Source organism: Salinicola sp. CR57 (assembly GCF_003206585.1).
In the GTDB taxonomy this organism is placed as follows: Bacteria; Pseudomonadota; Gammaproteobacteria; order Pseudomonadales; family Halomonadaceae; genus Salinicola; species Salinicola lusitanus.
On sequence record NZ_PZJL01000006.1, the window covers coordinates 72,135 to 95,710 of the forward strand.

24 protein-coding genes are annotated in these 23,576 nt (G+C 63.7%); 17 read left to right on the forward strand and 7 right to left on the reverse strand.

Annotated features, from left to right (window positions below; all coding sequences use genetic code 11):
- Positions 1–173: 173 nt before the first annotated feature.
- From DOM56_RS10355 to DOM56_RS10365, 3 genes are all read left to right on the forward strand, one after another.
- Positions 174–839, forward strand: coding sequence for a phosphoglycolate phosphatase (locus tag DOM56_RS10355; protein WP_110708703.1), 666 nt, complete (start codon positions 174–176; stop codon positions 837–839).
- Positions 840–1,058: 219 nt separating this feature from the next.
- Complete coding sequence (gene trpE / locus DOM56_RS10360) at positions 1,059–2,555, forward strand: anthranilate synthase component I (RefSeq protein WP_110709316.1); 1,497 nt, start codon at positions 1,059–1,061, stop codon at positions 2,553–2,555.
- A gap of 76 nt (positions 2,556–2,631) precedes the next feature.
- Positions 2,632–3,327 (forward strand): VTT domain-containing protein, encoded by a 696-nt coding sequence (locus DOM56_RS10365; protein ID WP_110708704.1) that lies wholly within the window; start codon positions 2,632–2,634, stop codon positions 3,325–3,327.
- Positions 3,328–3,403: 76 nt separating this feature from the next.
- Here DOM56_RS10365 and argF read toward each other — a convergent pair whose 3' ends face one another.
- Entirely contained in the window at positions 3,404–4,321 is a 918-nt protein-coding gene (gene argF, locus DOM56_RS10370; protein ID WP_110708705.1) for an ornithine carbamoyltransferase, read from the reverse strand.
- A gap of 417 nt (positions 4,322–4,738) precedes the next feature.
- On the opposite strand from argF, the gene grxD reads away from it, so the two are divergent.
- The gene (gene grxD / locus DOM56_RS10375) at positions 4,739–5,083 is read left to right on the forward strand and encodes a Grx4 family monothiol glutaredoxin (protein ID WP_110599175.1); all 345 of its coding nucleotides are present in this window, start codon (positions 4,739–4,741) and stop codon (positions 5,081–5,083) included.
- Positions 5,084–5,154: 71 nt separating this feature from the next.
- On the opposite strand, the gene rnt is transcribed toward grxD, so the two are convergent.
- Positions 5,155–5,820 carry a ribonuclease T gene (rnt, locus tag DOM56_RS10380; protein ID WP_110599177.1) on the reverse strand — a complete coding sequence of 222 codons (666 nt, stop codon included), beginning with the start codon at positions 5,818–5,820 and terminating at the stop codon, positions 5,155–5,157.
- A 223-nt stretch (positions 5,821–6,043) separates the two neighbouring features.
- Here rnt and DOM56_RS10385 point away from each other — a divergent pair, with 223 nt between their 5' ends.
- The 4 genes from DOM56_RS10385 to DOM56_RS10400 all read left to right on the forward strand — a co-directional run bounded on the left by DOM56_RS10385 (position 6,044) and on the right by DOM56_RS10400 (position 9,071).
- Positions 6,044–7,264 carry an argininosuccinate synthase gene (locus tag DOM56_RS10385; protein WP_110708706.1) on the forward strand — a complete coding sequence of 407 codons (1,221 nt, stop codon included), beginning with the start codon at positions 6,044–6,046 and terminating at the stop codon, positions 7,262–7,264.
- A gap of 64 nt (positions 7,265–7,328) precedes the next feature.
- The gene (locus tag DOM56_RS10390) at positions 7,329–7,634 is read left to right on the forward strand and encodes an HlyU family transcriptional regulator (protein ID WP_110708707.1); all 306 of its coding nucleotides are present in this window, start codon (positions 7,329–7,331) and stop codon (positions 7,632–7,634) included.
- 155 nt (positions 7,635–7,789) lie between these two features.
- Positions 7,790–8,452: a glutathione S-transferase gene (locus DOM56_RS10395; RefSeq protein WP_110708708.1), complete on the forward strand. Its 663-nt coding sequence runs from the start codon at positions 7,790–7,792 to the stop codon at positions 8,450–8,452.
- A gap of 109 nt (positions 8,453–8,561) precedes the next feature.
- Positions 8,562–9,071: a DUF1161 domain-containing protein gene (locus tag DOM56_RS10400; RefSeq protein ID WP_110708709.1), complete on the forward strand. Its 510-nt coding sequence runs from the start codon at positions 8,562–8,564 to the stop codon at positions 9,069–9,071.
- A 15-nt stretch (positions 9,072–9,086) separates the two neighbouring features.
- On the opposite strand, the gene nth is transcribed toward DOM56_RS10400, so the two are convergent.
- The 3 genes from nth to metG all read right to left on the reverse strand — a co-directional run bounded on the left by nth (position 9,087) and on the right by metG (position 13,024).
- Positions 9,087–9,725 (reverse strand): endonuclease III, encoded by a 639-nt coding sequence (gene nth, locus DOM56_RS10405; RefSeq protein ID WP_110599186.1) that lies wholly within the window; start codon positions 9,723–9,725, stop codon positions 9,087–9,089.
- Entirely contained in the window at positions 9,722–10,738 is a 1,017-nt protein-coding gene (locus DOM56_RS10410; RefSeq protein WP_110708710.1) for an RnfABCDGE type electron transport complex subunit B, read from the reverse strand. The genes nth and DOM56_RS10410 overlap by 4 nt, the downstream gene beginning before the upstream one ends.
- A 210-nt stretch (positions 10,739–10,948) precedes the next feature.
- Positions 10,949–13,024: a methionine--tRNA ligase gene (gene metG, locus DOM56_RS10415; RefSeq protein WP_110708711.1), complete on the reverse strand. Its 2,076-nt coding sequence runs from the start codon at positions 13,022–13,024 to the stop codon at positions 10,949–10,951.
- A gap of 245 nt (positions 13,025–13,269) precedes the next feature.
- Between metG and DOM56_RS10420 the strand changes: the two genes are divergently transcribed.
- From DOM56_RS10420 to DOM56_RS10455, 8 genes are all read left to right on the forward strand, one after another.
- Positions 13,270–13,698, forward strand: coding sequence for a hypothetical protein (locus tag DOM56_RS10420; protein WP_110708712.1), 429 nt, complete (start codon positions 13,270–13,272; stop codon positions 13,696–13,698).
- 29 nt (positions 13,699–13,727) lie between these two features.
- On the forward strand, positions 13,728–14,036 hold the full coding sequence (locus DOM56_RS10425; protein WP_157958208.1) for a DUF2845 domain-containing protein: 309 nt from the start codon (positions 13,728–13,730) through the stop codon (positions 14,034–14,036).
- A gap of 112 nt (positions 14,037–14,148) precedes the next feature.
- Positions 14,149–15,078, forward strand: a complete 930-nt coding sequence (locus DOM56_RS10430; protein ID WP_110708714.1) for an AEC family transporter — start codon at positions 14,149–14,151, stop codon at positions 15,076–15,078.
- Between the two features lie 25 nt (positions 15,079–15,103).
- Positions 15,104–17,503: a DNA polymerase II gene (locus DOM56_RS10435; protein ID WP_110708715.1), complete on the forward strand. Its 2,400-nt coding sequence runs from the start codon at positions 15,104–15,106 to the stop codon at positions 17,501–17,503.
- 167 nt (positions 17,504–17,670) lie between these two features.
- Positions 17,671–17,940, forward strand: coding sequence for a hypothetical protein (locus tag DOM56_RS10440; RefSeq protein ID WP_110708716.1), 270 nt, complete (start codon positions 17,671–17,673; stop codon positions 17,938–17,940).
- A gap of 224 nt (positions 17,941–18,164) precedes the next feature.
- The gene (locus DOM56_RS10445; protein ID WP_110708717.1) at positions 18,165–18,893 is read left to right on the forward strand and encodes a glutathione S-transferase; all 729 of its coding nucleotides are present in this window, start codon (positions 18,165–18,167) and stop codon (positions 18,891–18,893) included.
- An 82-nt stretch (positions 18,894–18,975) separates the two neighbouring features.
- Positions 18,976–19,491, forward strand: a complete 516-nt coding sequence (gene luxS, locus DOM56_RS10450) for an S-ribosylhomocysteine lyase (protein WP_110599205.1) — start codon at positions 18,976–18,978, stop codon at positions 19,489–19,491.
- A 165-nt stretch (positions 19,492–19,656) separates the two neighbouring features.
- Complete coding sequence (locus DOM56_RS10455; RefSeq protein WP_110708718.1) at positions 19,657–20,118, forward strand: TerB family tellurite resistance protein; 462 nt, start codon at positions 19,657–19,659, stop codon at positions 20,116–20,118.
- A gap of 7 nt (positions 20,119–20,125) precedes the next feature.
- On the opposite strand, the gene DOM56_RS10460 is transcribed toward DOM56_RS10455, so the two are convergent.
- A complete protein-coding gene (locus DOM56_RS10460) occupies positions 20,126–21,205 on the reverse strand; it encodes a serine hydrolase (RefSeq protein ID WP_110708719.1) in 1,080 nt (359 codons plus the stop codon).
- Complete coding sequence (locus DOM56_RS10465) at positions 21,202–22,392, reverse strand: heparan-alpha-glucosaminide N-acetyltransferase domain-containing protein (protein ID WP_232822250.1); 1,191 nt, start codon at positions 22,390–22,392, stop codon at positions 21,202–21,204. The genes DOM56_RS10460 and DOM56_RS10465 overlap by 4 nt, the downstream gene beginning before the upstream one ends.
- A 142-nt stretch (positions 22,393–22,534) precedes the next feature.
- Here DOM56_RS10465 and apbC point away from each other — a divergent pair, with 142 nt between their 5' ends.
- Complete coding sequence (apbC, locus tag DOM56_RS10470; RefSeq protein ID WP_110600387.1) at positions 22,535–23,380, forward strand: iron-sulfur cluster carrier protein ApbC; 846 nt, start codon at positions 22,535–22,537, stop codon at positions 23,378–23,380.
- Positions 23,381–23,576 lie beyond the last annotated feature (196 nt).

The window sequence follows — 23,576 nt, forward strand, 5'->3', positions numbered from 1 at the left end:
TTGCGAGACTGCACGTTCACGGAAATGAGTACCCGTCGATGCGACGAAAGATGTGCCCGAGGATACGCCGATCGTCGACACTTGGCATCCGTGGGTTGCGTAAACTTACGCCATTTTGGGTAAGCTGCTGCGCGATGTGTCATCTTTCCAACCGTTCACTCGAGGATTCCGTCATGCACCCATCGCTTCAGGACATCCGGTTGGTCGCCTTCGATCTCGATGGCACCTTGATCGATTCCGTGCCCGATCTGGCGGCGGCGGTGGACACGATGCTGAGCGAGCAGTGCCTAGTGCCGGTGGGCGAGGCCAAGGTGCGCGACTGGGTGGGCAACGGCTCGTACAAGCTGGTCGAGCGGGCGTTGGCCAGCGTGCTGGGCGAGGAGCCGGCCCCGGACCGGGTAGCGGCTAGCCATGACGGCTTCCTGCGGGCGTATCACGCCGCGCCCTGTGAGCGCACCCGGGTGTATCCCGGTGTCCGCGAGGCCCTCGAATCCCTCGAGGCGAAGGGAATCATCGTCACCCTGGTCACCAACAAGCCCGCGGCGTTCATCGACCCGATTCTCGACGCGCTTGAGCTGCGTCGCTATTTTCGCCTGACGCTGGGCGGGGATTCGCTGGCGGAGAAGAAACCCCATCCCGCGCCACTGCTCCATCTGGCGGCGCAGTTCGGCGTCGCCCCCGGGCAGTGCCTGATGGTGGGGGATTCGCGTCACGACGTGGAAGCGGGAAGGCGGGCCGGTTTCCGCACGCTGGCGGTGCCGTATGGCTACAACCATGGCGAGCCGGTGGCCTCGAGCCACCCGGATGGCGTGGTTGAATCGCTGGGGGAACTCGTTTAGGGTTTCCTGAACGGCGCCATGGCGGTTGTGGCGCCGTTCTTGCGCACCTCCCGATCTTTCCGTTTTCCCTCGACCGAGCTTTGACATGCGACCGGATATCCAACGTCTTTCCAGCCCCAGCGTGTTGATACGCCACGTGACGCGTTGGCGATGGTGATCGTCAGTCGAACCGTTTCGTTTGCCGATTGCTGATTCTCACTGCTGGAGCCCGGTCCCATGATGACCCCCGATCGCTTTGCCGAGCTGGCGCAAGCCGGCTACAACCGTATTCCGGTCACCCGCGAGGTGCTGGCCGACCTGGATACGCCGCTGTCGACCTATCTCAAGCTGGCCGATGCGCCCTGGACCTTCCTGCTCGAATCGGTGCAGGGAGGGGAGAAGTGGGGGCGCTACTCGATCATCGGGTTGCCGAGTCGGGAGCGTATCGAGGTGCGGGGCCTGACCGTCAGACACATCGTCGATGGCGAACAGGTCGGCGCCAGTCAGGTCGAGGACCCGCTGGCCTGGATCGAGCGGTTCCAGGCCAAGTTCAAGGTGCCTGACCTGGACGACCAGCCACGATTCGACGGCGGCCTGGTGGGCTACTTCGGCTACGACACCATTCGCTATATCGAACCGAAACTGCGCACCGCGCTCGCTGCCGAGAAGCCCGATCCCATCGGCGTGCCGGACATCCTGCTGATGGTGTGCGATGACCTGGTGGTCTTCGACAATCTCTCCGGCCGGCTCCAGTTGTGGACTCATGCCGACCCGGAGTCGTCCCACGCCTATGCCGACGCGGTCGAGCGACTCGAGACCCTGGAGTTGAAGCTGCGCAGTGCCACCTTCAACACCTTGAGTCCGGGTACCGGTCGTGCGGACGTCGCCGAGGACGACTTCCACGCCAGCTTCAGCGAGCAGGGCTACAAGGACGCGGTGGCGACCATCAAGGAGTACGTGCTGGCCGGCGACGTCATGCAGTGCGTGCCGTCCCAGCGCATGTCGATTCCCTATAAGGCGCCGCCGCTGGATCTCTATCGGGCGCTGCGCAGTCTCAATCCGTCACCCTACATGTTCTTTCTGAATCTCGATGACCATCACGTGATCGGATCGTCGCCCGAGATTCTGACCCGTCTGGAGGGGGGCGAGGTGACCGTGCGCCCGATCGCCGGCACGCGCCCCCGCGGCGCCACGCCCGAGCAGGACAAGGCGCTGGAGGAGGAGCTGCTGGCCGATCCCAAGGAGATCGCCGAGCACCTGATGCTGATCGACCTGGGCCGCAACGATATCGGCCGCATCAGCGAAATCGGCACGGTCGAGCTCACCGACAGGATGGCGATCGAGCGTTACTCCCATGTCATGCACATCGTCTCCAACGTCACCGGCAAGCTGCGCGAAGGCATGTCGGCGATGGACGTGCTGCGTGCCACCTTCCCGGCCGGCACGCTCTCCGGTGCACCCAAGATCCGGGCGATGGAGATCATCGACGAACTGGAGCCGGTCAAGCGTGGTGTCTATTCCGGTGCCGTTGGTTATCTCTCCTGGCACGGCAACATGGACATGGCGATCGCGATCCGCACGGCGGTGCTGAAGGATGGCGAGCTGCACGTCCAGGCCGGCGGTGGCATCGTCGCCGATTCCAATCCCGACGACGAGTGGAACGAGACGCTCAACAAGCGCCGGGCGCTGTTCCGGGCCGTGGCGATGGCCGAGAAAGGGCTCGACAACCTCGAGTAAGCGGCCGCGGGAGGGAGCTTGGATCTTTCCCGCGCTTGTCATCGATCCTTCATCGAAACCCGATTAGATTGGGAGCATGCGACGCGCTCCCCTCTATTCCCCTCGATTTCATGCCGGTTCGTCACCACGCCCCGGCCGTCGCTGGTGGCTCCGGGTGTCGGCGCTATTCGGATTCGTCACGCTGACCGCAGGCTTCGTGGCCTGGGCTGGGCTGTCACTCGAGTCGCTGGAAACGCTGCATCCACTGCCGCTGCTGGCGGCGATGATACTGCTGCCGGCCCTGGGCCTGCCGATGACGCCGTTCTACGTCATTGCCGGACTGCGGTTCGGCATTCCCGTCGGGCTGGCATTTTCCGCCATCGCCACGCTGCTCAATCTCCTGCTCTGCTACGCCGTTGCCCATGGCCGCCTGCGGCCGACTCTGAGTCATGCCATCGAACGGCGCTTCCCGGCACTGGCGGCTCTCGATCAGGCCCGTGGCGATGCCTGGCGAGTCACCTTCCTGATCAAGCTGGTGCCCGGGGTCCCGATGTTCATCAAGCACTACGCCCTGGGGATCGCCGGCGTTCCCCGATCGATCTACCTGACGGTGGCATTGATGACGACCGGCCCATACGCCGTGGCGTTCGTGGTACTGGGCGAGTCGGCACTGGAGGGGAATATCGGCCAGATACTCGTCGCGATGGCGCTGTTGGCGCTGGTGGTCGTGACGCTGAAGGTGGCGGTAGGCTACCGGGAGCGGCGCAGAGCTTCGCGGCCCGCAGGCTCCTGACCGGGCCGGAAAGAATCGGAGTGAAGCGCCAGGTGCCGCGACCCACGATGGATCGCGGCGTTTTTCCATCGGGGCGTCAGGCGACCCGACCCAGCAACAGGAACTCGATCAGCGCCTTCTGGGCATGGAGGCGATTGCCGGCTTCCTGCCACACCACAGCGCGTGGGTCGTCGAGCAAGGTGGTGCTGATCTCCTCGCCGCGATGCGCCGGCAGGCAGTGCAGGAAGATCGCCTCCTCGTTGGCCTGATCCAGCAACGCTTCGGTGACCTGGTAACCGGCGAAGTCCCGCTCGCGCTTGGCCTGTTCTTCCTCCTGACCCATGGAGGCCCAGACATCGGTCGTGATCAGGTCGGCACCGCTGATGGCCTGGCGTGGGTCGCGCAGGATCGTGACCCGGTCGCCGGCGGCCGCGACGATATCCTCGCGCGGCTCGTAGCCCTCGGGACAGCAGATGCGCAGCTGGAAATCGAACTGCCGGGCGGCGTTGATCCAGGAGTGACACATGTTGTTGCCGTCACCGATCCACACCGCCGTCTTGCCCTTGACCGGCCCACGGCACTCGGTCCAGGTCATGACGTCGGCCAGCAGCTGGCAGGGGTGATAATCGTCGGTCAGGGCGTTGATCACCGGCACGGCGCTGGCGGCGGCAAACGCCTCGAGGCCGGCATGAGAGAAAGTCCGGATCATCACCGCATCGACCATTTCCGACAGTACCCGCGCGGTATCCGCGATCGGCTCCCCGCGGCCGAGCTGGGTATCCCGCGATGACAGGAAAAGCGCATGGCCGCCGAACTGTGCCATGGCGGTTTCGAACGAGACCCGGGTTCGCGTCGAGGACTTCTCGAAGATCATCGCCAGGGTACGATTGCTGAACGGCGTGTAGACGGGGCCGTTGGTCTTCAGCCGGTTCTTGATCGTGATCCCGCGCTGGATCAGGTAATCGAGCTCTTCGGCGGAAAGATCCAGAAGGGTCAGAAAGTGGCGTGCGCTCATGGGTGGATTCCTGTCGTGTCTTGACGTTGAGACATGGGCTTCAAGGCATGCGGCATCATCCCGGCGCGCCGCACTGAAAACTCGATCGGTGGCCATGCCCGCCATGGCGACTGCCACCAGAAAAAGAAAAAAGCGCCGCGGGCGAAGCGCCCGGTGGGGCGTCTCGCTAGACGGCGCCAGGATCGATGCGATGGGAAAGCCGCGCCCTGGGCGGGCGTCGGTGGCCAGCGTCGATCCGTGCGAAAGCCAATCATCCTAACCAGACCCCGTGAGCGGCGCAACGCCGCGGAATGCCTTCACGGGTCGGCGGGGGTGTTTTCGGTCGGTGTCATCAGTAGAATGGTCTTACGGTCTTTTATATTCGCGCACACGCGAAGGGTGGGCCAGCGGCTCTCTCTTCCCGCTACAGGACGTCTCATGAGCGATACCATCGAAGCGATCAAGCAGCAGATCAGTGACAACGCCATCCTGCTCTACATGAAGGGATCGCCCCAGCTGCCCCAGTGCGGCTTCTCTGCCCAGGCGGTCCAGGCGCTGATGGCATGCGGCGAGAAGTTCGCCTTCGTCAACATCCTCGACAATCCGGATATCCGGTCGGAGCTGCCCAAGTACGCGAGCTGGCCGACGTTTCCCCAGCTGTGGATCGACGGCGAGCTGGTAGGCGGCTGCGACATCATCGTCGAGATGTACCAGAACGGTGAACTGGAGCCCATGGTCAAGGCCGCTGCGGCCAAGGCTGCCGAGGCCTCCAGCGACAGCTGATTCGGCACGTCGACGATTGTCGTTGCCGTGAAAGGCGCCCGTCCCAGGACGGGCGCCTTTCGTTTCAGCGCTCAGACGTCGTCGAGACCCTGCTCCTTCATCGCCAGATTCCAGCCGCCCAGATCCTTGAAGCGGTTGACGATGGCGCAGAACAGCTCCGCCGTGCGTTCGGTATCGTAGCTCGCCGAGTGGGCCGAGGAGTTGTCGAATTCGATACCGGCTGCCTGGCAGGCCCGCGCCAGGACCGTCTGGCCGTAGGCCAGGGCCGACAGCGACGCGGTGTCGAAGCTGGAGAAGGGGTGAAAGGGGTTGCGCTTGATATTGCAGCGATTGACCGCGGCGTTGAGAAACCCCTGGTCGAATGAGGCGTTGTGGCCGACGAGGATGGCCCTGGAGCAGTCGTGGGACTTGATGGTCTTGCGAATCGGCTTGAAGATTCCGTCCAGCGCTTCACGCTCGCTGACGGCGATCTGCTTGCGGAAGGCGCTGGAGAGGTCGATGCCGGTGAAATCCAGGGCGGACTGTTCGACGTTGGCCCCCTCGAAAGGCTCGACGTGGAAGGCGATGGTATCCAGTGGCAGCAGGTTGCCCTGGTCGTCCATCGTCAGCGGCACGGCGGCGATTTCCAGGATCGCATCCGTTGCCGAATTGAACCCGCCGGTTTCGACGTCTACCACGACCGGGAGATATCCGCGAAAACGCTGCGCCATCAGCTCTTTCGTGCTGGCGTCCGACATGCAATGACTCCCATTCCCTTGGTGTGGTAGTGGTACTGTGTAGAGGAAACCGTGGTCCTGAAACCGCGTAGAGTCTAGCAGTTTCGGCCATTGGCGTCCCGTCGCTCGGTGTTCGTGGCGGGCCGGGAGCGTTATAATTTCCGACCGCACCGTTCGCCGATTGCCGCACGTCAACGAACCACATACCTTGCTCATCAATTCAAACTTGCTAAGGAGCTGTCGCATGTCCGATGTCAAAAAGGTCGTCCTCGCCTATTCCGGCGGCCTTGACACTTCCGTGATCGTGAAGTGGCTGCAGGAAACCTACGCTTGCGAGGTGGTCACCTTTACCGCCGATATCGGTCAGGGCGAAGAGGTCGAGCCGGCGCGAGCCAAGGCGCAGGCGCTCGGGGTCAAGGAGATCTACATCGAGGACCTGCGGGAAGAGTTCGTTCGCGATTACGTCTATCCGATGTTCCGGGCCAATACCATCTACGAGGGCGAATACCTGCTGGGCACCTCCATCGCGCGCCCGCTGATCGCCAAGCGTCTGATCGAGATCGCCAACGAGACCGGCGCCGACGCCATTTCTCACGGGGCGACCGGCAAGGGCAACGACCAGGTGCGCTTCGAGCTGGGCGCCTACGCGCTCAAGCCGGGGGTCAAGGTGATTGCGCCGTGGCGCGAGTGGGACCTCAACTCCCGCGAGAAGCTGATGGCGTACTGCGAGGACAATGACATCCCGGTCGATTTCTCCAAGAGCAAGAAGAAGTCACCGTACTCGATGGATGCCAATCTGCTGCACATCTCCTACGAGGGCGGCATTCTCGAGGATCCGTGGGCCGAGGCGGAAGAAGAGATGTGGCGCTGGAGCGTGGCGCCGGAAGCCGCGCCTGACAAGCCGACTTACATCGAGCTGACCTACGAGAAGGGCGATGTCGTCGCCATCGACGGCGAACCGCTGAAGCCGCACGAAGTGCTGGCCAAGCTCAACAAGCTGGGTGGCGACAATGGCATCGGCCGTCTCGACATCGTCGAGAACCGCTATGTCGGCATGAAGTCCCGCGGTTGCTACGAAACGCCGGGCGGGACCATCCTGCTGCGCGCGCATCGCGCCATCGAGTCGTTGACGCTCGACCGGGAGGCGGCACATCTCAAGGACGAGCTGATGCCCAAGTACGCCAAGACCATCTACAACGGTTACTGGTGGAGTCCGGAACGGCGCATGCTCCAGGCTGCCATCGACGAGACCCAGACCTTCGTCAACGGCGTGGTGCGGATGAAGCTCTACAAGGGCAGCGCGACGGTGGTCGGGCGCAAGTCCGAGCAGTCGCTGTTCGACGAATCGATTGCCACGTTCGAGGATGATGCCGGCGCCTACGACCAGAAGGACGCCGAAGGCTTCATCAAGCTCAACGCGCTGCGTCTGCGGATCGCGGCCGGTAAGGGCCGCTCCGCGAGCTAGCGCTGTCCGACCCAACCCCCGATGCCGATATCTGCGATGTCGGCATCCGAATCGGGAGCAACGTATGTTCAAGAAACTGTTTTCCGGGCTGCTGGGCGGTGGCGACGCCAGATCCTCCACGCCCAAGCAGGAGCGCGAGCCGGTCGAGTACAAGGGGTTTCTGATCGTGCCCGAGCCGCAGGATGCCGGTGGCCAGTATCGGGTCAGTGGGTGGATTCGCAAACCGGTCGAGGGCGGCGAGACCCTGGAGCGACGCTTCGAGCGTTCGGACGTGGTACCGGGCGAAGATGGTTGCGTGGAACTGACCATCACCAAGAGTCAGCGCTATATCGATGACGTCGGTGACGAGATGTTCGAGCAGCAGCACTGAAGACCTTCCATCGATCTCGATGACGGCGCCTGCAGGGCGCCGTTTTCGTCAGTGGCGGCTTCAACGATAACTTCCTATGGTTAAGAGCGTTCCCGGAGGCCGCTGAGAACCCAGGCGGCCGGGAGAGTCGAAGAAACCGGCAAGGAAGCGTTGACATGATCACTGTTCACCACCTCGAAAATTCCCGGTCGCAGCGTATCTTGTGGCTGCTGGAGGAGCTGGGTGTCGAGTATGAGGTCCGAACCTACCGACGCGATCCCAAGACCATGCTGGCGCCCGCGGAGCTGAAACGGATCCATCCGCTCGGCAAGTCGCCGGTCATCACCGATGATGCCTACACCGTCGCCGAATCCGGCGCGATCATCGAATATCTCGTCTCCCGCTATGACGGTGACGCCCTGGTACCGGAGGCCGGTACGCCGGAGCGACTGCGTTACACCTACTGGTTACATTACGCCGAAGGCTCGGCGATGCCGCTGCTGGTGATGAAGCTGGTTTTCTCGAAGTTGGGCAAGCCCCCCGTACCCGCGGTCATTCGTCCCATCGGCAGGCTTCTGGCCAATGGGGTCCGACAGAAGTTCCTCGACCCCCAGCTCGAGATGCATCTCGATTACTGGGAGAGTGAACTGCGTCAGCACCCGTGGTTCGCGGGCGATGAATTTAGCGCGGCGGACATTCAGATGAGTTTTCCGTTGCTGGCGGCTGAAAGTCGTTCAGACCTCTCCGGACGTCCAAATATCAAGAAAACGCTGCAGAATATGCGCGACCGCCCGGCCTATCAAAGAGCGATCGAGAGAGGCGGCGAGTTTCGGTTGTGAAACCTTCCGGCTCCCCGTCGGGTGAGACGGGATGATCGGCTCGGTACTTCCCGCGCGAATTGGCGGTCCTGTCCGCGGTTCGTGCATTGCCATGCGGTGAGGAGTGTCTATGCGTGTTTTTACCTGGAAGTTCGCCGTCGTGGCGGGGTTGAGTAGTGCTTGCCTGGCATCGTCGCTCGCTTGGGCCCAGGCGCAGCAGGGCGATTCGCCGTTCGACCAGCAACCCGAGACGCGCTTGGCCTGCGAAAGGCTCAAGGCACAGATCGATCAGACCATCCGCGATAATGGTGCTCGCCACTTCCTGCTCGAGATCGTCGACAACGCCCAGGTCGATGATGGCGTGGTGAAGGAGGGGGAGGCCTTCGCTGGCGCCGAGGTGGTCGGCAGCTGCGATGGCGGCACACGCAAGATCGTCTACAGCCGTGAAGGGGCGACCGAAATGAGCGTCACGGCCCCGGAAGCGGAGACATCCTCTGCCCCGGACGATGCCGCGAACGGCGATGGCAGCAGCTTGCCGGAGGCCGCGCCTACCGCGCCCGAGTCCATGGGCGAGGAGGCGGTGCCGACACCGGAGCGGGAAAGCGTGGACAGCGGTCAGGAGCCGGAATCGAGCCCCTGACCGCCGTCATCGGTACTAGCCGATCTCGACCTTGTCGGGATACTCGCACAGATCCTCGATCACGCAGCTACCACAGCGAGGCTTGCGCGCCAGACAGGTGTAGCGGCCGTGCAGGATCAGCCAGTGGTGGGCATCCTTGAGATAAGCCTTGGGAACATGGCGCAGCAGCTTCTGCTCCACTTCGAGCACGTTCTTGCCCTTGGCGATGCGAGTGCGGTTGGCGACGCGAAAGATGTGCGTGTCGACCGCCATCGTCAGTTCGCCGAATGCGGTGTTCAGAATCACGTTGGCGGTCTTGCGTCCCACGCCGGGCAGCGCTTCCAGCTCGGCGCGGGTGCGCGGGATATCTCCCGCGTAGCGCTCGGCCAGGATGTGGCAGGTCTTCATCAGGTTCTCGGCCTTGGTGTTGTAGAGGCCGATGGTCTTGATGTGGGCCTTCAGCCCGTCGAGCCCGAGGTCGATGATCGCCTGCGGCGTATTGGCCACCGGGAACAGCCTTGCCGTGGCCTTGTTCACGCCCACGTCCGTCGCCTGGGCCGACAACAGTACCGCCGCCAGCAACTCGAACGGCGTCGACCAGTTCAGCTCGGTGGTCGGTTCGGGGTTGTGCGCCTTGAGGCGAGCAAAGATCTGCTCTCGCTTGGTGGCATTCATGAGCTCGTTCCATGATGGTCGCCCGCGTCAGTGGCAGGCTGGTTGGCGGGCGATCGGCTGGCCAGGGAGATCAGCCGTTCCGCCTCGCGTATCTTGTCCTGGGCCTCCGCGATGCCCGCCTGGTCGCCCTGACGTCGGTAATGCTCCAGCTCCTGTCGCGCCTTGCGCAGCGCCTGTTCCGCTGCCGCCAGGGCGATATGACGGTGATCACGTGCGGCGTGTCGATTCGGTGATGGCGCGGTTTCGAGTTGCCGCTTCAAGGTGTCGAGCTGTTCCTCGAATCCCGCCAGGCGCTCGAGAAGCGCGGGGCGCCGTGCCTCTTCGGCGTTATCCAACTGGCGCTGCAGTCGCTTTCGACGCGCGGTCAGGGTCGCTACCTGTGCCTTCAGAGCAGTAACGTCGATATCGGCAGGTCGTTCACGTGATGTCGCGGGCACCTCGGTCACCTGCCGTGCCGCAGCGGCGCGGCGCTGCTCGCGCCTGTGAAGTTTCCGTTCGGCCTTGAGGGTCAGGCGCCGGTTGCGGGCCTCGAAGCGTTGGCGCCCGTTGCGGGCGCGCCAGTCCAGATACTGCTGCCGTTCGGCATCACCGTTCGCCTCCGCCCAGCGTGGATGTTCGACGAGGTCGATACAGTCGACGGGGCAGGGCGCCACGCACAGCTCGCAGCCGGTGCATTCCGATTCGATCACCGTATGCATCTGCTTGGCGGCGCCGAGAATCGCATCGACGGGGCATGCCTGGATGCACTTGGTGCAGCCGATGCACTCGGCTTCTCGAATCACGGCCAGCAGCGGAGTCTGTGGCGGCTCGATCAATTCGAGAGGCGGACGGCCGGTGAGCGCGGCCAGTCGATCCCGTGTCGCTTCCCCGCCGGGCGGGCAGCGATTGACGGCCTCTCCCTCCACGATCGCCTCGGCATAGGGACGACAGCCGTCATGGCCGCATTTGCCGCATTGGGTCTGCGGCAGTTCGGCGTCGATAAGCTCGACGGTGATCGTGGCGGGGTGAGACAAGCGATGACTCTCCATTGGCACACATGGCCTGCTCACCGCCTCGGATGGGCGGCGCGGGGCGCTCGAAGCCGGCCATTATAGACGCTCGAAGTGGCCGCTCCCAACCTCGGCCATCTCGCAACAACAGACGACTCGTCCGTGATCAACGCAAAGCGCGCGACCGGGGTCGCGCGCTCGTGGGCAAGTGTCACGCTGGACGGGATCCGGTCTTCAGGTCACACGCTGACCCGGTTTGGCGCCGCTGTCCGGGGAGAGGAGATAGATGCCCCCGTCTTTCTGGTCAGGGGCATCGCCGGCGGCCATCACCATGCCTTCGGAAACGCCGAAGCGCATCTTGCGCGGCGCCAGGTTGGCGACCATGACCGTCAGCCGGCCTTCGAGCGCTTCCGGCGCGTAGACCTTGCGGATGCCGGAGAACACGGTGCGGATCTCGCCACCGAGGTCCAGGGTCAGCTTGAGCAGCTTGCTGGAGCCTTCGACCTGCTCGGCCTTCTTGATTTCGGCGATCCGCATGTCGACCTTGATGAAGTCGTCGAACGCGATCTCGTCGGCGATCGGTTCGATAGCGGGCGCGCTGCCTGACTCGGCATCGGCGGGCGCTTTTCCAGTCAATTTCTTCTCCTCCTCGAGCACTTCCTTGGAAGACTCGATCATCGAATCGATCTTGTCGCCCTCGACCCGGGTCATCAGCGGCTTGAACTTGCCGATGGTGTGACTTTCGAGCACCTGCTGGCGACTCTCCCAGTCCAGGCTGTCGACCTGCAGGAAGACGCGAGCCTGCTCGGCCATCGCCGGCACCACTGGCTGCAGGTAGACCATCAGTGTGCGGAACAGGTTGATGCCCACCGAGCAGATATCGATCACCTCCTGCTCGCGGCCGCCCTCCTTAGCCAGAACCCAGGGCGCCTTGTCGGCGATATAGGTGTTGGCCTCGTCGGCGAGTTCCATCACCTTGCGCATGGCGCGGCCGAATTCACGCGCTTCGAAGTCGGCGGCGATCTCGTCACCGGCAGCGATGAACCTGGCGGCGAGCTCCGGCTCCGCGCAGGTCGCCGAGAGCTGGCCGTCGCCCAGCTTGTTGATGAAGCCGGCACAGCGGCTGGCGATGTTGACCACCTTGCCGACCAGGTCGGAGTTGACCCGCGCCGCGAAATCCTCGAGGTTGAGGTCGAGATCGTCGACCCGGGAGGTCAGCTTGGCGGCGAAGTAGTAGCGCAGATACTCCGGGTTGAGATGCTCGGCGTAGGTCTGGGCCTTGATGAAGGTGCCGCGGGACTTCGACATCTTGGCCCCGTTGACGGTCACGAAACCGTGGCAGTTGACCCCCGTCGGCGTGCGCAGGCCGGCGCCCTCAAGCATCGCCGGCCAGAACAGGGCGTGGAAATAGACGATATCCTTGCCGATGAAGTGGTAGACCTCGGCCTCGGAGTCCGCCTTCCAGTAACTGTCGAAATCGAGACCTTCACGGTCGCAGAGATTCTGGAAGCTCGCCAGGTAACCGATCGGCGCGTCCAGCCAGACGTAGAAGTACTTGCCCGGCGCATCGGGAATCTCGAAGCCGAAGTAGGGCGCATCGCGGGAGATGTCCCACTCGTTGAGCCCGGCCTCGAACCACTCCTGCAGCTTGTTGGCGATTTGCGGTTGAACCCGGCCGGAACGCGTCCACTGCTTCAGGAAGTCTTCAAAATTGGGCAGCTTGAAGAAATAGTGGGTCGAGGTGCGTACTTCCGGCGTCGCGCCGCTGATCGCCGACACCGGATTGATCAGCTCCGCCGGCGTGTAGGTACTGCCGCAGACTTCGCAGTTGTCGCCGTATTGGTCCTCGCTGCCGCATTTCGGGCAGGTGCCCTTGATGAAACGGTCGGCCAGGAACAGCCCCTTGACCGGATCGTACATCTGCTCGATGTCGCGGGTACTGATATGGCCGGCATCGCGCAGTGCGGTGTAGATGCGCTCGCTGTGGAGGCGGTTCTCTTCGGAATGGGTCGAGTGGTAGTTGTCGAAAGCCACGCCGAATCGGGCGAAGTCCGCCTGGTGCTCCTCGCTGACCTTGGCGATCAACTGCTCGGAGGTGATCCCTTCCTGCTCGGCACGCAGCATGATCGCGGTGCCGTGGGCGTCGTCGGCGCAGACATATTGGCACTCATGGCCGCGGCTCTTCTGGAAGCGCACCCAGATATCGGTCTGGATGTACTCCAGCAGGTGGCCCAGATGGATCGAGCCGTTGGCATACGGCAGCGCGCTGGTGACGAGGATCTGGCGCGAAAGCGAGGCGTTGTTCGACATGGCGACTGGAACATTCCCGTAACGAAACCCGCGGCGAACCGATGGCATCGACGCCGCGGGATGGATAGGCTGAAAACTTGGTCGCCGATTGTAGCATCGATGGCTGGGGCTTTGCGTCCGGTGCGCGCGAGGGGATGGGCATAGCCACGGTTGTCCGCCGATGGACGCCTCCGGGGCGGGTGTGATCGTTTCTGTTCTATGCTGCCGGTAACGAGCCGTTTTTCCGTCTGACTTCTTACCCTTTCATGGAGGTGCTTCCCATCGCTCTCGATCGTCCTGGCTGGCGCACTGCCGGGCTCTCTCTCGTCTTCCTCTGGTTCGCCATCGGCGGCATCGGTCATTTCGTGATGCTGGACGCCTTCGCATCGATCATTCCACCGGGTTTGCCCTGGCCCGAGGCGGCGGTGCTGATCAGCGGGTTCTTCGAGCTGCTGGGCGCCGTCGGTATCTTGTTGCCACGCTTTCGTGCGTTGGCTGGCTGGGGGCTGGTGGTACTGACGATCTGCGTGACGCCGGCCAACGTCTACATGTGGCTGCACCCCGAGCTTTTTCCTCAGGTCCCGGAGTGGGTGCTGTTCTGGCGGCTGCCGTTCCAGGTGTTCCTGCTGTTCTGCATCGTGGCCTCGACGCAGAAGCGTCTGACAGGCTTCACCACCCAGACGCATCGCCAATGACCTTGGCCCGCTCTGGTCGTCGAGCCGGCATGCGGGGTGGTCGCCAGGCGTCGTCGATCGGCTTGGTGATCCTGTTGCTGAGTGTCGCGAATCCCGTGATCGCGATGCGATGCCAGGGTGGGCTGACCGCCAACGGCGATACCCCCGAACAGGTCCTGCAAAAATGCGGAGCACCGGCGTCGCGTGTGATCGAACTGCCGCAGCGCCGCGGCGGCCATCTCATCGAAGGCGCGGTAACGGTCGAGCGCTGGGTATATGGCCCCAGGCACGGTGCTCGCTACCATCTGCGATTCGTGGCGGGAAAGCTGGTCGACGAGCGTCTCGAGCTCAGCCCCTGATGGCTGGCGTGGCCGGCGTTCGACCCCTCGCTCTGGGCCGACCGACGATGCCTTCCAGTGTTACAGTTAGCGGCCAAATCGTTACCGCCGACTGTCGCTAAAGGAATCCCGGATGGCCGAAATCGATCTTTCCCAGTCACTCTGGATGCTGCTCTTCTTCGTGGCGCTGGGTTGGCTGGCGGCACGACGGTTGAGGGTCGATCCGCGGCCGATAGCGACGCTGCTCGTCTACATCATTTCACCGCTGACTTTCTTCCATGGCCTGACCCAGGGGCAGCCCAGCGCCGACAAGCTGGTCCTGACGGCCAGCGTGCTGTTGCTGGCGACTTGCCTCTGCGTCGTGGTCAACAGGGTGGCCAGCCGCTTTTTCGCCGACCAGGAGCGGGCGCTGCTGGCCTTTTCCGCCGGCACTGGTAACACCGGTTACTTCGGATTCCCGATCGCGCTGGTGCTGCTGCCGCCGGAGGGGGTGACGCTCTATCTCTTCTGTATGCTGGGGGTTTCGCTCTACGAGTTCACGGTGGGTTTCTATGTCAGCGCCCGGGGACGTTTCTCGGTGAAAGAGAGCCTGGCCCGGTTGGCAAGGCTGCCGCTGATCTACGCCTTCGCGGCCGGCATGCTGGTCAGCGCGCTGGGCTGGCAGGTACCGGATGTCGTTGCCGATGGGCTCGACTACTTCAAGTACTGCTTCACGGTGCTGGGAATGATGATCATCGGCATGACGCTTGGACGCGTGACGTGGCGGGAGTTCGACCTGCGCTTCGTTGCCGGTTGCGTGGGGGTGCGCTTTGTCGTCTGGCCCCTGGCGACACTATTGATGGTGCTGCTGCTGCGAATGAGCGTGGGAATTTCGGACTCGCTGGCGCTGGCCTTTCTGCTCATCGGCGCCGTCCCCATGGCCGCCAATGTCGTGGTCATCGCCATGGAACTGGAGATTCGCCCCGAGAAGGGTGCCATCGCCGTGCTGATCACCACACTGGCCGCACCCTTGCTGATACCGGTCTATCTCGGGTTCGCGCTGCCGTGGGTGCTCTCCTTCTGAGGGCTCCTCGAACGGAATGGGACGGATGTCGACCGACGTGCAATCGAACAACGTGACTCAACAGGGCTTCATCCTGACCCGGCATTGGCAGGATACACCGGCCGGCACCGAGGTATCGCTTTGGCTGGCCACCGATGATGGACCTAAATGGGTGCGGCTGCCGCCACAGACATCGGTGGCTTTCCTCCCGGCCGATCAGCGCGAGAGGGCCGAACGCTCGATTCGCCATGAGCGCGATGTCGAACTGCGTGAACTCGATCTCAAGGACTTCGAGTCTCGGCCGGTGCTCGGCCTCTATTGTCGACAGCATCGTCAGTTGATGAACCTAGAGCGACGTCTCGCCGATGCCGGTGTCGAGCTGTTCGAGGCCGATATCCGGCCACCGGACCGCTATCTGATGGAGCGCTTCATCACCGCACCGGTCGAGGTGATGGCGACCCAGACGGTCGACGGCTCCCTGATCGATGCCCAATTGAAGCCGGCGCCGGCCTATCGGCCGCAGTTGAGGCTCTGCTCGCTGGACATCGAGACCAGCGAGCGCGGTGAGCTCTACTCGATCGGCCTGCACGGCTGCGGCCAGCGCATCGTCTACATGCTTGGCCCGCCGGCAGGGGCGGGCAGCGAGGCGGATCGCGAGCGCGACTTCGAGCTGGTCTACTGCGACTCCCGCGCCGACCTGCTGCATGCGCTGAATGCCTGGTTCGCGCGCTTCGACCCGGATGCGATCATCGGCTGGAGCGTGATTCAGTTCGACCTGCGTCAGTTGCAGCGTCACGCCGACCGCCTGAATGTCGCCCTGCGGCTGGGGAGAGGCGGAGCGCCGGTGGAGTGGCGGGCCCATGGCCACCAGCCCAATCACTATTTCGTCACCATTCCGGGGCGGCTGGCGATCGACGGTATCGAAGCGCTACGCTCGGCGACCTGGAGCTTTCCCTCCTTCAGCCTCGAGAACGTTGCCCAGACCCTGCTGGGCGAGGGCAAGGCGATCGACAACCCCTATCAACGCATGGCCGATATCAACCGCATGTTCGCGGAGGACAAGCCGGCGCTGGCGCGCTACAACCTCAAGGATTGCGAGCTGGTGACGCGGATCTTCGCGCATACCCGGATCATCGACTTCTTGCTCGAGCGGGCCAGCGTCACCGGGCTCTCCGCCGATCGCAGCGGAGGCTCCGTCGCCGCATTTTCGCACCTCTACCTGCCGCGCATGCATCGGCTCGGCTTCGTTGCCCCGACCCTGGGCAGTCGCGACGGCGACGACAGCCCGGGTGGTTATGTGATGGATTCGCGCCCGGGGCTCTACGACTCGGTGCTGGTGCTCGATTTCAAGAGTCTCTACCCCTCGATCATCCGCTCGTTTCTGATCGACCCGGTGGGGCTGGTCGAGGGGCTCGCCGATCCCTCTCCCGAGCAGGCCGTGCCCGGTTTCCTGGGAGCCCATTTCTCGCGCACCCGGCATGCGCTGCCAGCGATCGTGGCGCAAGTGTGGGAGGGGCGCGAGGCGGCCAAGCGCGAGGGCAACGCGCCGCTGGCCCAGGCGTTGAAGATCATCATGAACGCCTTCTACGGCGTGCTCGGCTCGCGGGGCTGCCGCTTCTTCGACCCTCGGCTGGCTTCGTCGATCACCATGCGCGGCCACCAGATCATGCGCCGTACCCGGGAGTTGATCGAAGCCGAGGGTTATACCGTTATCTATGGTGATACCGACTCGACGTTCGTGTGGTTGGGCGGGGCGCACGAGGCCGACGCCGCCAACACGATCGGCACTCGACTGGTAGCCAGGGTCAACGCCTGGTGGCAGCACCATCTGCAAGAGGCGTTCCAGCTCGACAGCGCTCTGGAACTCCAGTTCGAGACGCACTTCACACGCTTCCTGATGCCGACCATTCGTGGCACAGAAGAGGGCAGCAAGAAACGTTATGCCGGCCTGGTCCGCGAGGCGGACGGCAGCGAGCGACTGGTGTTCAAGGGGCTGGAGTCGGTGCGCGCCGATTGGTCGCCGCTGGCGAGGACATTTCAGCGGGAGCTCTACCGGCGGATTTTCGCTGGTGAACCCTACCGCGATTACGTGCGCGAGACCGTGCAGCAGACAATGGCCGGAGAGAACGACGATCAACTGGTGTATCGCAAGCGACTCAGGCGCAAGCTGGACGACTACCAGCGCAATGTTCCGCCCCACGTGCGCGCGGCACGCCTGGCAGACGAGTTCAACCGCCAGATGGCGCGTCCGCTTCAATATCAGAATGGCGGGTGGATACGCTACGTGATCACGGTTGCCGGACCTGAGCCACTGGAGAATCGGCGTTCGACGATCGACTATGAGCACTACGTCGGTCGCCAGTTGCAACCGGTCGCCGACGGCATCCTGCCGTTCGTGGGGGAGGATTTCGAAAAGCTCATCGGTCGCCAGCTGGGGCTTTTCTGAACGTTCTCGATGCTCCATCCCTGTCGGAGGCCGTTGACGCCAGATGCTAATTGACAGCCTTCGGCCGCGGTGCTAAATACGCGCTGCCGGTAATCGTGCCGGTGCTGCGCCAGGCAACCGGGCACGTGGGTGCGCGGTGCCGGGTGCCCCTCGAGGATTCATGCAAGATGGCATTTCGCCGTATTCTGATGGCGTCCGGTTTGGTCGTGGCGATGGCCGGTTGCGCCTCCAACACCTTTGCGCCCAATTACCAGTCGAACAATACCGATGTCCTGCGAATCGGTGGCGAGCGCCCCGACGCCGCTGCCCCAGCCGTCGAGGATCTTGGCTCGTTCTGTGTCCAGACCATCCAACAATGGAACGATCAAGGCAAGACGCCGGACGGTCAGCGTCTGTGGGTGAAGAGCACGCTGCGCCAGGCGGTGGCGTGTCGCTGAGCCACTGAGTCCTCGGCCTTCGGTCGGCTGCCCGCGGGGCGTCGTCAGCGGCACGGTAAAAGAGGCTCGAACCGTAACGGGTTCGAGCCTTTTTTTGGCCTATGCTGAGGGGCGTGTTCGATCGGTGGATCAAGCTCGCCCGGGGTTGTCTGCCGACGATCGCGTCGCCATGTACCCAATAGCTGGCACGCACGCGAACGGTGCCGAAAAGGGGAGGGAAACGGATGACCTACGAGCTCTACTACTGGCCGGGCATTCCCGGTCGTGGCGAATTCGTCCGCCTGGCGCTGGAGGATGCCGGCGCGGATTATATCGATGTCGGCAAGCGATCCCCCGACAAGGGGGGCGGCGCGGGTGCCGTCAGCGAATTCATCCACGGTAGCGACCTGGGACAGCCACATTTCGCGCCGCCGGTGTTGAAGGCCGAAGGGCTCGTCATTTCCCACGTCGCCAACATCCTGCAGTTTCTCGGCCTCCGGCTGGGGTTGGTGCCGGAGGATGAGTCCGCCCGTGTCTGGGCCAACGGACTGCAGTTGACGCTGACGGATTTCGTCGCCGAGATCCACGACACCCACCACCCGGTCGGCAGTTCGCTCTACTACGAGGATCAACAGGACGAGGCGAAGCGGCGTTTCCGGGTCTTCGTGCAGGAGCGTCTGCCCAAGTTTCTCCACTATTTCGAACGTGTGTTGGCGACCAATGCCGGTGACGAACCCTATCTGGTGGGAACGGCGCACAGCTATGTCGATCTGTCGCTGTTTCAGGTGGTGACGGGGCTGCGTTATGCGTTTCCCCGAGCCATGGAGAGATTGGAGCCCGAAATACCGGAAGTGACCGCACTGGTCGATCGTGTCGGTCAACGACCGACGCTCTCCGCCTATCTCACCTCTGATCGGCGGCTCGATTTCAACCAGGGCGGCATATTCCGTCACTACCCCGAACTGGACGGGTGAGCGCGTGGCGCCGGCGCATGACAGCGCCGGTTAGCGTGCTAAAGTAGATACCTGTCCGGACACGTCAACAAGGAGGCAAGGTATGCCATTACTCGACAGCTTCATGGTCGACCACACCAAGATGAATGCACCGGCGGTGCGTGTCGCCAAACAGATGAAGACGCCGGGCGGTGACGACATCACCGTCTACGATCTGCGCTTCTGCATTCCCAATGAAGAGATTCTGTCCGAGCGGGGCATTCACACCCTCGAGCATCTCTTCGCGGGGTTCATGCGCCAGCATCTCAATGGCGACGGCGTCGAGATCATCGACATCTCGCCGATGGGCTGCCGTACCGGGTTCTACATGAGCCTGATCGGACAGGTCGACGAGGCGACCGTGGGCGCGGCCTGGAACGCCGCGATGGAAGACGTGCTGGCGCTGACGGACCAGAAGTCGATTCCCGAACTCAACATCTATCAGTGTGGCACGGCGGAGATGCACTCCCTCGATGAAGCGCAGCAGATCGCCAGGAACGTGACCACTCGCGGGATCGGCGTCAACTCCAACAGCGAACTCAAGCTGACCGAGGAGTTCCTCGCCGCCCACGGGGCGTGACGAGCCCGGCATCCAGGCCGTCGCGAGAGTGCTGACGACGTATCGGACCCGCAGCCCTGGCTGCGGGTTTTTTTCGTCGGCGCGGCCCGTCTGGAAGAACCTTTGAGGCAATCGGTGTCAAAACGTTACCCGATTGTTCGCCGTTCACCGCAGGGGGATTGATCAATGCTCGATACCGTTCAGCAGTTCTTTCAACGCGTTCTCGCCACGCCGCAGTCCGACAGCCGAGACGTGATCACGACGCAACTGGCGGTCGCCGCGCTGTTGAGCGAGATTCTTCGCGCCGACTACGAAACCGATCCCGAAGAGCTGGCCATGTTGCGTCGGATGCTGATGACGCAGTTTTCGCTGGACGAGGTCGCTGTCGACGAACTGGTCGAGCAGGCGCAGCGGCAGGTCGATGAGGCCGTGGACCACTTTCAGTACGTCTCGCTGCTCAACGAGCGCTACGACTACGATCAGCGCGTCGCACTGATTGCTGCGATGTGGCGTCTGGCCTACGCCGACCATGAGCTGGCGGCGCTGGAGGAGCACCGGATTCGCCGCCTGGCCGATCTGCTCTACGTGACCCACAGTGACTTCATTCGCACCAAGCTGGCGGTGCAGGAGGAACTGAAGCGGGGGTGACCGACGTTCAGTGGTCTTCCGCAAAGCCCTCCTGCGCCAGTACGCCGCTGGATTCGACCGCGCGGCCGATGGCCTGGAAGGTGCGCTCGGCCTCACGCCGCGAGGGCGCGCCCCGCAGGCAACTGACAATGACGACCGCCCCCGGCGTCCCGGGGGCGAGGATGCCGGCATCGCAGAAGCGTGAATACTGGGTTCCGGTTTTCTGGGCAAAGGGCCACGGCCGCTGGAACCCGGCGGCCAGGCGCCGATGGCCCGTGTCGGCGCGCTGCATGATCGACAGCAGGGTGGCGGTGGCTGCGGCGGGCAGCGCCTCGCCCTCGTCGATCCTCTCCAGCATGTCCGCGTAGCGATCCAGCCGACCCGAATTGAGCCCGGTGGCGTAATAGCGCTGGTAGGCTGCGGCGAGATCGAGCGGTGGAAATTGCTCCCGTCGGCTATCGGTCAACTGGGCGAGCCGGATCAGGCGCGGTTCGCCCAAGTCGGCCTGTCGCAGGTCGATCAGTTGCCTGCCGGTCAGCGATTGCGCCCTGGACGTGAAGACGCCGTAGAGATGTCGCCTCACGTCGATCAGGGTGGTAATCGGGCCGATCCCTTCGTCCATCAACGATCTCGCCCGGCGATTGACCGCTTCCAGTCCCACTCGTCGCATCAACATGTCGGTCGCGGTATTGTCGCTGTCGATCAGCATTCGCTCGAGCAGGGTCCGCAGGGGGATCCTGGTGTCGGGCGCGGCCCAGTTGGTGGCGCCCGCGCCGTCGACGTAGTCGCTGGCGTGAAGTGTCATGGTGTCATCGAGATCAGCACCGTCCCTGGAGATCCGGTCGAGCAACTCCACCGCCACCGGGACCTTGACCAGCGAGGCCCAATACCAGCGCTCCGCGTCGCGCCATCCGGCTCGTTCTCCGTCATCGAGTCGACGAACGTGAACGCCGATCTCCCCGGTGCCCGTGCGTTCGCGATAGCGCTGATCGATCACCGCTAGCTGCTTCTCGAGCCGAGCCTGCCAGGCGTCGGCCAAGGTCGGTGGCGCCCAGAGCAGGACGCTGAGGCACCCGATCAGTACCAGTCGTCGGCGATGAGGGATCATGAAGCGCCCCGTCTCGATGTCAGGAAGTGGACGAGTTGGATCCAGCCGGCCGTGGCGACGATCAGGGCCAGCGTCAGGCCGAGAGCCGTCGAATAGTCGATGTTGTGCCAATAGCCGAGCGCGATGCGGAACAGCAGGAAGATCACGCTGATATGGAAGATGAACGCCTGCAGGGCATCGCTGCCGATCAGGGTCACCGGCCTTAGCCATGTCGCCAGCGTCTTTCCGCCGACCACGGCGATTGCCAGCAGTGCCAGGGCCCCTCCCAGGCTGAACAGCATGAAGTCGAGCGCCGGCGGGTGCTTCCCAACGTTACGGGCCAGGGCCGCAAGGGTGTCGTCGAGGGTGGGCAGCGCGAGCCAGAAGAACAGCGCGAACAGCGTCGCGGAGGTGGCGAAGAGCGAGGCGATCAGAACCCGTCGGACAGCGGGGCTGGCGAAGCCGTAGAGCATCCACTCCCCGATCAGCAGTCCCAGCAGCACCAGGGGGCCGCGTGTCAGTTGTCCCCAGACGTAGTAGTCCGGGTGCTCGACCACCAGCGCCTCAAGCTGCGGCAGCTCCCAGAAATCGAACTCGCGAGCGAGCCAGAGGCCGAACCCGGCCATCAGGACCGGGCTGGCCAGTCTGAGCCACCCGGGAAATCGCTTCCATGCGGAGAGGAACCACGGCATCCAGAGCAGGACGATGGCGTAGAAACCGAGTATCTCGACGAAGCTGGGAAAACGCTGGTACCGAAGCGCGTCGAGGATATCCGCTGTCGGATAGAGATGGCTCATCTCGACGATCGTGAGGATCTTGTACCAGATCCAGACGACCACGCCCCGCTTGATCAGGCCCCAGCGTCGGCGCGGCCAGTCCGGCTCCCCCACGCGGGGCAGGAAGACCACGGCCATGGCGATACCGAACACGATCACGAACAGCGAGGAGGAAAACTTGGTGATCAGATGGATCGGCACGATGCCCCAGTCGGGAAACTGATCGAACGGCAGCAGCCCCTTGATGCCGTGGCTCAGAATCATCAGCACGACGGCGAAACCGCGGGCCAGGTCGATGGCGTCGATCCGGCCGCCGGCCCTTGGCGCCGCGAACGGGGCGCGCCACCAGGGAGTGGCGGGCGAGGGCATCACGGCGGAAGAGGTCGCGGTGGCGTGAGCCGCGGATTGGCCGGCGAGCGTCGTGGGGCACATCCCTGTGTCTCCAGGCTGTCACGGGGCGCCCGAGCGCGGGCGGGTCTCGGGTTACTCTACCACCTGCCCGCAGGTACTGCTGGCGTGGCGCGCCAGCAATTCCGACCGCGCCACTAGGGTATCGGCCCCACGTCTCGTTATACTGGGCGCCAAATCATGGTGTGACCGTTGCAAGGAGAGATTCGTGATCGAGGGCATCAAGCATATCGTGGCCGTCGCTTCCGGCAAGGGCGGGGTCGGCAAGTCGACCGTCACCGCCAATCTGGCGCTGGCCATGGCGGCGGAGGGCTACCGCGTGGGCCTTCTCGACGCCGATATCTACGGTCCCAGCCAGGCCCGAATGCTGGGCCTGCCGGAAAACACCCGACCCGAAGTGATCGACGAGAAGAGCATGAAGCCGGTGATGGCGCACGGCATCCAGGCGATGTCGATGGCGTTCATGGTCGATATCAATCAGCCCATGGTGTGGCGGGGGCCGATGGTCTCCGGTGCCTTCCAGCAACTGCTCAACCAGACGCTGTGGGACGATCTCGACTTCCTGTTCATCGACATGCCGCCGGGCACCGGCGACATTCAGTTGACGCTGGCGCAGAAGGTGCCGGTGGATGGCGCGGTGATCGTCACCACGCCGCAGGACATCGCGCTGCTCGACGCCCGTAAGGGCATCGAGATGTTTCGCAAGGTCAATGTACCGGTGCTGGGCGTGGTCGAGAACATGAGCCTGCACACCTGTTCGAACTGCGGCCACAGCGAGCCGATCTTCGGTGCCGGTGGGGGCGAGCGCATTGCCGAGCAGTACGACACCCAACTGCTGGGCCAGCTTCCGCTGCAGTTGTCGATCCGAGAGCAGGCCGATGGTGGCAAGCCCAGCGTGGTGGCCGAGCCGGATGGTGAGGTCGCCGCCACGTTTCGTGCCATGGCGCGCGCGGTCGTCAGCGGTGTCGCCGGGCAGGATACCGGTGGGCCCTCGATCTCGTTCAGCGACTGATCCCGGCCAGCGCACGGGCCGTCGCCAGCCTCGTTCGGACGGGGTTGGCGCGCGCCGCGGAGACGCGTCTTGCCGCCATTTTTCGCGGCCGGCCAGCCTGAATGCTGTTTTCGGACGCGTCGTTTCCTTCACGGAAGCGGGCCGCTATCATGTCGCCCACCGAGAAGTTTCCCCCGATGATTTCATGACGTCGTGA

Bases quoted from the DNA above. Each gene is read 5' to 3' on its own strand.
- DOM56_RS10400 (WP_110708709.1), top strand. From the start codon at position 8,562: ATGCGTGTTTTTACCTGGAAGTTCGCCGTCGTGGCGGGGTTGAGTAGT.
- DOM56_RS10395 (WP_110708708.1), top strand. From the start codon at position 7,790: ATGATCACTGTTCACCACCTCGAAAATTCCCGGTCGCAGCGTATCTTG.
- DOM56_RS10460 (WP_110708719.1), bottom strand. From the start codon at position 21,205: ATGATCCCTCATCGCCGACGACTGGTACTGATCGGGTGCCTCAGCGTC.
- DOM56_RS10440 (WP_110708716.1), top strand. From the start codon at position 17,671: ATGGCATTTCGCCGTATTCTGATGGCGTCCGGTTTGGTCGTGGCGATG.
- DOM56_RS10465 (WP_232822250.1), bottom strand. From the start codon at position 22,392: ATGTGCCCCACGACGCTCGCCGGCCAATCCGCGGCTCACGCCACCGCG.
- DOM56_RS10425 (WP_157958208.1), top strand. From the start codon at position 13,728: ATGCGGGGTGGTCGCCAGGCGTCGTCGATCGGCTTGGTGATCCTGTTG.
- DOM56_RS10385 (WP_110708706.1), top strand. From the start codon at position 6,044: ATGTCCGATGTCAAAAAGGTCGTCCTCGCCTATTCCGGCGGCCTTGAC.
- luxS (WP_110599205.1), top strand. From the start codon at position 18,976: ATGCCATTACTCGACAGCTTCATGGTCGACCACACCAAGATGAATGCA.
- rnt (WP_110599177.1), bottom strand. From the start codon at position 5,820: ATGTCGGACGCCAGCACGAAAGAGCTGATGGCGCAGCGTTTTCGCGGA.
- grxD (WP_110599175.1), top strand. From the start codon at position 4,739: ATGAGCGATACCATCGAAGCGATCAAGCAGCAGATCAGTGACAACGCC.
- nth (WP_110599186.1), bottom strand. From the start codon at position 9,725: ATGAATGCCACCAAGCGAGAGCAGATCTTTGCTCGCCTCAAGGCGCAC.
- DOM56_RS10430 (WP_110708714.1), top strand. From the start codon at position 14,149: ATGGCCGAAATCGATCTTTCCCAGTCACTCTGGATGCTGCTCTTCTTC.
- DOM56_RS10420 (WP_110708712.1), top strand. From the start codon at position 13,270: ATGGAGGTGCTTCCCATCGCTCTCGATCGTCCTGGCTGGCGCACTGCC.
- DOM56_RS10390 (WP_110708707.1), top strand. From the start codon at position 7,329: ATGTTCAAGAAACTGTTTTCCGGGCTGCTGGGCGGTGGCGACGCCAGA.
- DOM56_RS10365 (WP_110708704.1), top strand. From the start codon at position 2,632: ATGCGACGCGCTCCCCTCTATTCCCCTCGATTTCATGCCGGTTCGTCA.
- DOM56_RS10455 (WP_110708718.1), top strand. From the start codon at position 19,657: ATGCTCGATACCGTTCAGCAGTTCTTTCAACGCGTTCTCGCCACGCCG.
- DOM56_RS10435 (WP_110708715.1), top strand. From the start codon at position 15,104: ATGTCGACCGACGTGCAATCGAACAACGTGACTCAACAGGGCTTCATC.
- DOM56_RS10355 (WP_110708703.1), top strand. From the start codon at position 174: ATGCACCCATCGCTTCAGGACATCCGGTTGGTCGCCTTCGATCTCGAT.
- DOM56_RS10445 (WP_110708717.1), top strand. From the start codon at position 18,165: ATGACCTACGAGCTCTACTACTGGCCGGGCATTCCCGGTCGTGGCGAA.
- trpE (WP_110709316.1), top strand. From the start codon at position 1,059: ATGACCCCCGATCGCTTTGCCGAGCTGGCGCAAGCCGGCTACAACCGT.
- metG (WP_110708711.1), bottom strand. From the start codon at position 13,024: ATGTCGAACAACGCCTCGCTTTCGCGCCAGATCCTCGTCACCAGCGCG.
- argF (WP_110708705.1), bottom strand. From the start codon at position 4,321: ATGAGCGCACGCCACTTTCTGACCCTTCTGGATCTTTCCGCCGAAGAG.